The organism is Streptomyces sp. NPDC006326, from assembly GCF_040612915.1.
Lineage (GTDB): Bacteria > Actinomycetota > Actinomycetes > Streptomycetales > Streptomycetaceae > Streptomyces.
The window spans coordinates 1-5,743 of sequence record NZ_JBEXRC010000101.1; the positions used below are offsets into that span (position 1 = coordinate 1).

The following is a 5,743-nucleotide window of genomic DNA, read 5'->3' on the forward strand; positions in this document are numbered from 1 at the left end:
GGTGGGCGTCGGCCGTGTCGCGGATCGACTGCCGCTCACGGGGGCGACGCCGGGCGGTGTGGCCGCAGTTCGCCTTGGTCGGCCGGCGGCCTCCGCCCTGGCCGCCGTTTCCGGCCCCCCGGTTCGGTGGTGACGTTGAGGCGGCCGTGCTCTGCCGACGCTGCAGGGTTGTCCGTGCCCGCGTTATTGGCCAGGGCCGCTCTTGCCAAGTTAGTGATTGAGTACTAACTTTGCCTCATGGCAAGGATGAGCGCAGACGAGCGACGCGAAAGCGTCATCCGCGCGGCGATGCACGAGTTCGCTCGCGGCGGTTACCACGGGACCTCCACCGAGGTCATCGCCAAGCGCGTCGGTGTCTCGCAGCCGTACCTCTTCCGGCTCTTCCCGAACAAGCCCGCCATCTTCCTCGCCGCCGCCGAGCGCTGCCTGCGGGACACCCGCGAGATCTTCGCGGCCGCCTCCGAGGGCCTGGACGGGGAAGAGGCTGCGCTCGCGATGGCCGACGCCTACGTCCGGCTCATCGCCGAGGACCCCGACAAGCTGCAGATGCAGCTCCAGGTGTACGTCACCGTCGCCGCCGCGGAGGCGGCCGGTGACCACGAGCTCGGCGAGACCGTCCGGAAGGGGTGGATGGAGCTCTGGGACGCCGTGCACGTACCGCTCGGCGGAGACGTGCAGGGCACCACCACCTTCATGGCCATCGGCATGCTGATCAACACGCTCGCGGCCATGGGCTTCCCGCCCGAGCACCGCGTCTGGGAGGGGCTGTACCCCGAGGCCCGGGCCCGGCGCCTGCGCCGGGAGGTGTGAGCGGGGACGGTCTTCGGCTCCGCGCCGTGGGTCGGGCGGGCCGCAGGGGAGACCGCCGCAGTGCGGGTGCGCAACCGCATGACCTCAGAAGTTAGTCAGTGATAACTAACAATTACCGATCAGGGGGCATTCGTGAACCTCACCGAGAACAACACCCGCCTCGGCGGACCGGCCCTCTGGGCCCTCGTCCTCACCTCCGCGGCCGGCTTCATGGCCGCTCTCGACAACCTCGTCGTCACCACCGCGCTCCCCGCCATCCGCAAGGATCTCGGCGGTGCGCTGGCCGATCTGGAGTGGACGGTGAACGCGTACACGCTCACCTTCGCCGTCCTCCTCATGTTCGGCGCGGCCCTCGGTGACCGCTTCGGCCGGCGGCGGCTCTTCATCGCCGGGCTCGCGATCTTCACCGGCGCCTCCGCCGCGGCCGCCCTCTCGCCCGGCATCGAGGCCCTGATCGCCGCCCGCGCCGTCCAGGGCGTCGGCGCCGCGGTCATGATGCCGCTCTCCCTCACCCTGCTCACCGCGGCCGTCCCGGCCGCCCGCCGCGGCATGGCGCTCGGCATCAACGGCGCCGTCGGCGGCCTCGCCGTGGCCAGCGGCCCGCTCGTCGGCGGCAGCCTCACCGAGCACATCTCCTGGCAGTGGATCTTCTGGCTGAACGTGCCGATCGGCCTCGCCCTGATCCCCCTCGCCCGACTCCGCCTCGCCGAGTCCAAGGCCCCGACGGCCCGTCTCGACGTCCCCGGCACCCTCCTCATCAGCGGCGGCCTCTTCGGCATCGTCTACGGCCTGGTCAACGCCAACGCCCACGGCTGGACCAGCGGCCCCGTCCTCACCGGCCTGATCGCCGGAACCGCCCTGGTGGGCGCCTTCGTCCGGCACGGCTTCACCAGCGCCAACCCCATGCTCCCCATGCGGCTCTTCCGCAGCCGCGGCTTCCTCGGGATCAATGCGGCCGGCCTGCTGATGTTCCTCGGCATGTTCGGCTCGATCTTCCTGCTCAGCCAGTTCCTCCAGGGCGTTGCCGGCTACACCCCCACCGAGGCAGGCCTGCGCATGCTGCCCTGGACCGGCATGCCCATGATCGTCGCCCCGGTGGCCGGGATCCTGGCCGACCGCATCGGCGGCCGCCCCGTCGTCGCCGCCGGGCTCGCCCTGCAGGCCCTCGGCCTCGCCTGGTTCGCGATGATCCTGAGCACGGACGTCTCGTACGCCGCCCAGCTCCCCGCGCTGATCATCAGCGGGATCGGCATGGGCCTGTACTTCGCCCCCGCGTCCCACGTGCTGATGTCCACCGTCGCCCCCGCCGACCAGGGCAAGGCCTCCGGCACCAATAACGCCCTGCGCGAGGTCGGCGGCGCGCTGGGTGTCGCGGTCCTCGCCTCGGTCTTCTCCGCCCAGGGCGGCTACGCCTCCCCGCAGAGCTTCGCCGACGGGACCGTCCCCGCGCTGTGGATCGGCGCCGGCGCGGTCGCCCTCGCCGCCTGCCTGGCGCTGCTGCTGCCGCGCAGGGCGAAGGTCCCGCCCCTCGCGGCCCGCGCCGCCGCCCCGACCCCGGCCCCCACCCCGGCCGCGGCCCCCGACGCGGTCCCGACCGCTTGAGATCCGCTCAACGTGTACTACCCGTACTGCAAGTGAGCCTCTTACCATCCCAGGGTCCGAGCCTACGAAGGAGCGCCCGCCGTGCCCGACATCCCCTGGTCCACGCCCACGCCGCCCGCTGCCGGAGCCGAGCTCTACGTCATGGCTTCCCGGTTCGAGACCGAGACCCTCATCGGCGCTCTCCGGTTCTTCCTGAAGGCGCCCGGCATCATCCGCCAGATCCGCTCCGCCCCCGGCGCCCACGGCGTCGCCCTGCGCGCCCGGGTCCTGCGCCGCACCTTCCTCACCCTCTCCGCCTGGGAGGACCGCGACGCCCTGTACCGGTTCGCCCGCAGCGAGCCGCACCGCTCCAGCTCCCGCGCCGCCGCCGGCTTCATGAAGGAATCGGCCTTCACCTTCTGGACCGTCCCGGCCTCCGAGCTGCCCCTCGGCTGGGCCGAAGCCGAGCGCCGGCTGGTCGAGCAGCAGAGCCGGGCATGACGTGCGGTCCGTGGCCCCGCCGGGATGCGAGGGTCACGGACCGTACTCTTGTCCACGTGCAGGAACTCCACCACGCCCCCCTCGCCCCTCTGACCACCTTCCGCCTCGGTGGCCCCGCCACCCGTCTGGTCACCGCGACCACCGACGCCGAGGTGGTCGACGCCGTCCGCGCCGCGGACGAGAGCGGCACCCCGCTCCTCGTCATCGGCGGCGGCAGCAACCTGGTCATCGGTGACCGCGGCTTCGACGGCACCGCCCTGCGCATCGCGACCACCGGTTTCACCCTCAGCGGCACCACCCTGGAGCTGGCCGCGGGCGAGAACTGGAGCGACGCCGTCGCCCGCACCGTTGAGGCGGGCCTCGCGGGCATCGAATGCCTCGCCGGAATCCCCGGCTCCGCCGGTGCGACCCCGATCCAGAACGTCGGGGCGTACGGCCAGGAGGTCTGCGACACCATCACCGAGGTCGTCGCCTACGACCGCACCCGGCGCGAGACGGTCACGCTGACCGCCGCCGAGTGCGCGTTCTCGTACCGCAACAGCGTCTTCAAGCACCAGCCCGAGCGGTACGTCGTCCTGCGCGTCCGCTTCGCCCTGGAGGACGCCGGAGGCCTCTCCGCGCCGGTCAAGTACCCGGAGACCGCCCGCGCCCTCGGTGTCGAGGCCGGCGACCGCGTCCCCGCCGCCACCGCCCGCGAGACCGTCCTGCGGCTGCGCGCCGGCAAGGGCATGGTCCTCGACCCCGCCGACCACGACACCTGGTCCGCCGGCTCCTTCTTCCACAACCCTGTCCTCGACGAGGAGGCCTACGCTGCCTTCCTCGCCCGCGTCCGGGACCGCCTCGGCCCCGACACCGCCCCGCCCGCCTACCCCGCCGGCGAGGGCCGTACGAAGACCAGCGCGGCCTGGCTCATCGACAAGGCGGGCTTCACCAAGGGCTACGGCACCGGCCCCGCCCGCATCTCGACCAAGCACACCCTCGCGCTGACCAACCGCGGCACGGCCACCACCGAGGACCTCCTCGCCCTGGCCCGCGAGGTCCGCGCGGGCGTCCACGCGGCCTTCGGCGTCACCCTGGTCAACGAACCGGTGACGGTCGGCGTCAGCATCTGAGGAGCCCCGGCCGCCATGCTCTGTCCACTGCACGGGGCCGGTACGGACCCCACCCGCCTGGTGGGACGCACGATCAGCCGGATCGTCGCCTCCTGGCACGTCTACGAGGGCGAACGCTCCGAGGCACCGCTCGACGTCTGGCTCATCGACAGCGAGGGCGAGTCCACCAGGATCAGCACCGGGTCCGACCGGTGCCTCATCGTCGAGTCCGCCGCGCCCCACGAGCCCTACGACATGGGGGAGTGGGGCCGCATCGAGGTCGGCGAGGACCTCGGCGACCACCCCTTCCTGCGCCACCTCGGCGAGACGGTGGCGACGGTCGCCGAGTTCGCGGCGCCCGACACCGGGCGCACCCGGCTGGAGATCGGCTTCCCGGACGGGGACCGGGTACGGGCCGACTGCTGGGAGGGCGACCTGCGGCTCACCCGCTGACGGCCACGGCCTGCGGCTCACCCGCTGACGGCCACGGCCCGCGGCTCACCCGCCGACGGTCACCCCGTCAGCCAGTGGTCGATCCCGGCCAGCAGCTTGTCCTGTACGTCGCCCGGTGCGGCACTGCCGCGTACCGACTGGCGGGCCAGCTCGGCGAGCTCCGCGTCGGTGAACGCGTGGTGGCGGCGGGCGATCTCGTACTGCGCCGCCAGCCGGGACCCGAACAGCAGCGGGTCGTCGGCGCCCAGCGCCATCGGCACCCCGGCCTCGAACAGGGTCCGCAGCGGGACGTCCTCGGGCCGCTCGTACACGCCGAGGGCGACATTGGACGCGGGGCAGACCTCGCAGGTGACCTGCCGGTCCGCGAGCCGCCGGAGCAGCCGGGGGTCCTCGGCGGCCCGGACCCCGTGGCCGATGCGGGAGGCGTGCAGATCGTCGAGGCAGTCGCGGACCGAGGAGGGGCCGGTGAGCTCGCCGCCGTGCGGGGCCGCGAGGAGGCCGCCGTCCCGGGCAATGGCGAAGGCCCGGTCGAAGTCGCGGGCCATGCCGCGCCGCTCGTCGTTGGAGAGCCCGAAGCCGACGATGCCGCGGTCGGCGTAGCGGACGGCCAGGCGGGCCAGGGTGCGGGCGTCGAGGGGGTGCTTCATGCGGTTGGCGGCGATCAGCACGCGGATGCCGAGGCCGGTGTCCCGGGAGGCCGCGTCGACGGCGTCCAGGATGATCTCGACGGCCGGGATCATCCCGCCGAGGAGCGGGGCGTAGGAGGTGGGGTCCACCTGGATCTCCAGCCAGCCGCTGCCGTCGCGGACGTCCTCCTCGGCGGCCTCGCGGACCAGGCGCCGGATGTCCTCGGGCTCGCGCAGGCAGGACCGGGCGGCATCGTAGAGCCGCTGGAAGCGGAACCAGCCGCGCTCGTCGGTGGCGCGCAGCTTGGGCGGCTCCCCGGCGGTCAGGGCGTCCGGCAGGCGCACGCCGTACTTGTCGGCGAGCTCCAGCAGGGTCGACGGGCGCATGGACCCCGTGAAGTGCAGGTGGAGGTGGGCCTTCGGCAGAAGCGTGAGATCGCGTACGTGCTCCATTGGGTGATCCTGCCAAACCGCTGCGCCCGGCGGGAGGGGTATTTACCGATCGGGGGCTTGCGCGAACGGGAGTACGGGAGCGACCGGCTGCGCGGGGCTTCCGCGGCGGGCCCGGACGCGGTTGCCTGCGCTCGGACGGGCCCCCGGGGCGGGAAAGGCGGAGCGGGGGGGGGCCCCCCCGGGGGGGGCGCCCGGCCGGGGGGCGCGCCCCGGGGGGGTGGGGCGGCG

General features: G+C 73.5%; 6 protein-coding genes. 5 read left to right on the forward strand and 1 reads right to left on the reverse strand.

Going from position 1 to position 5,743, the window contains the following annotated elements; genetic code table 11:
- The first annotated feature begins 237 nt into the window (after positions 1 to 237).
- The 5 genes from ABZ128_RS35310 to ABZ128_RS35330 all read left to right on the forward strand — a co-directional run bounded on the left by ABZ128_RS35310 (position 238) and on the right by ABZ128_RS35330 (position 4,436).
- Positions 238 to 810, forward strand: coding sequence for a TetR/AcrR family transcriptional regulator (locus tag ABZ128_RS35310; protein WP_356853980.1), 573 nt, complete (start codon positions 238 to 240; stop codon positions 808 to 810).
- Between the two features lie 132 nt (positions 811 to 942).
- Positions 943 to 2,412: a DHA2 family efflux MFS transporter permease subunit gene (locus ABZ128_RS35315; protein ID WP_356853982.1), complete on the forward strand. Its 1,470-nt coding sequence runs from the start codon at positions 943 to 945 to the stop codon at positions 2,410 to 2,412.
- Between the two features lie 81 nt (positions 2,413 to 2,493).
- Positions 2,494 to 2,892 (forward strand): DUF3291 domain-containing protein, encoded by a 399-nt coding sequence (locus ABZ128_RS35320; protein WP_356853983.1) that lies wholly within the window; start codon positions 2,494 to 2,496, stop codon positions 2,890 to 2,892.
- A gap of 56 nt (positions 2,893 to 2,948) precedes the next feature.
- Positions 2,949 to 4,004, forward strand: coding sequence for a UDP-N-acetylmuramate dehydrogenase (locus ABZ128_RS35325; RefSeq protein WP_356853984.1), 1,056 nt, complete (start codon positions 2,949 to 2,951; stop codon positions 4,002 to 4,004).
- 15 nt (positions 4,005 to 4,019) lie between these two features.
- Entirely contained in the window at positions 4,020 to 4,436 is a 417-nt protein-coding gene (locus tag ABZ128_RS35330) for a hypothetical protein (RefSeq protein WP_356853986.1), read from the forward strand.
- A gap of 59 nt (positions 4,437 to 4,495) precedes the next feature.
- Here the strand turns inward: ABZ128_RS35330 and ABZ128_RS35335 are convergent, their stop codons facing one another.
- Positions 4,496 to 5,515: an adenosine deaminase gene (locus ABZ128_RS35335; protein ID WP_356853988.1), complete on the reverse strand. Its 1,020-nt coding sequence runs from the start codon at positions 5,513 to 5,515 to the stop codon at positions 4,496 to 4,498.
- Between the last annotated feature and the right edge of the window lie 228 nt (positions 5,516 to 5,743).

Excerpts from the sequence above, each read along its gene's own strand:
- ABZ128_RS35330 (WP_356853986.1), top strand. The coding sequence starts at position 4,020 with ATGCTCTGTCCACTGCACGGGGCCGGTACGGACCCCACCCGCCTGGTG.
- ABZ128_RS35310 (WP_356853980.1), top strand. The coding sequence starts at position 238 with ATGGCAAGGATGAGCGCAGACGAGCGACGCGAAAGCGTCATCCGCGCG.
- ABZ128_RS35335 (WP_356853988.1), bottom strand. The coding sequence starts at position 5,515 with ATGGAGCACGTACGCGATCTCACGCTTCTGCCGAAGGCCCACCTCCAC.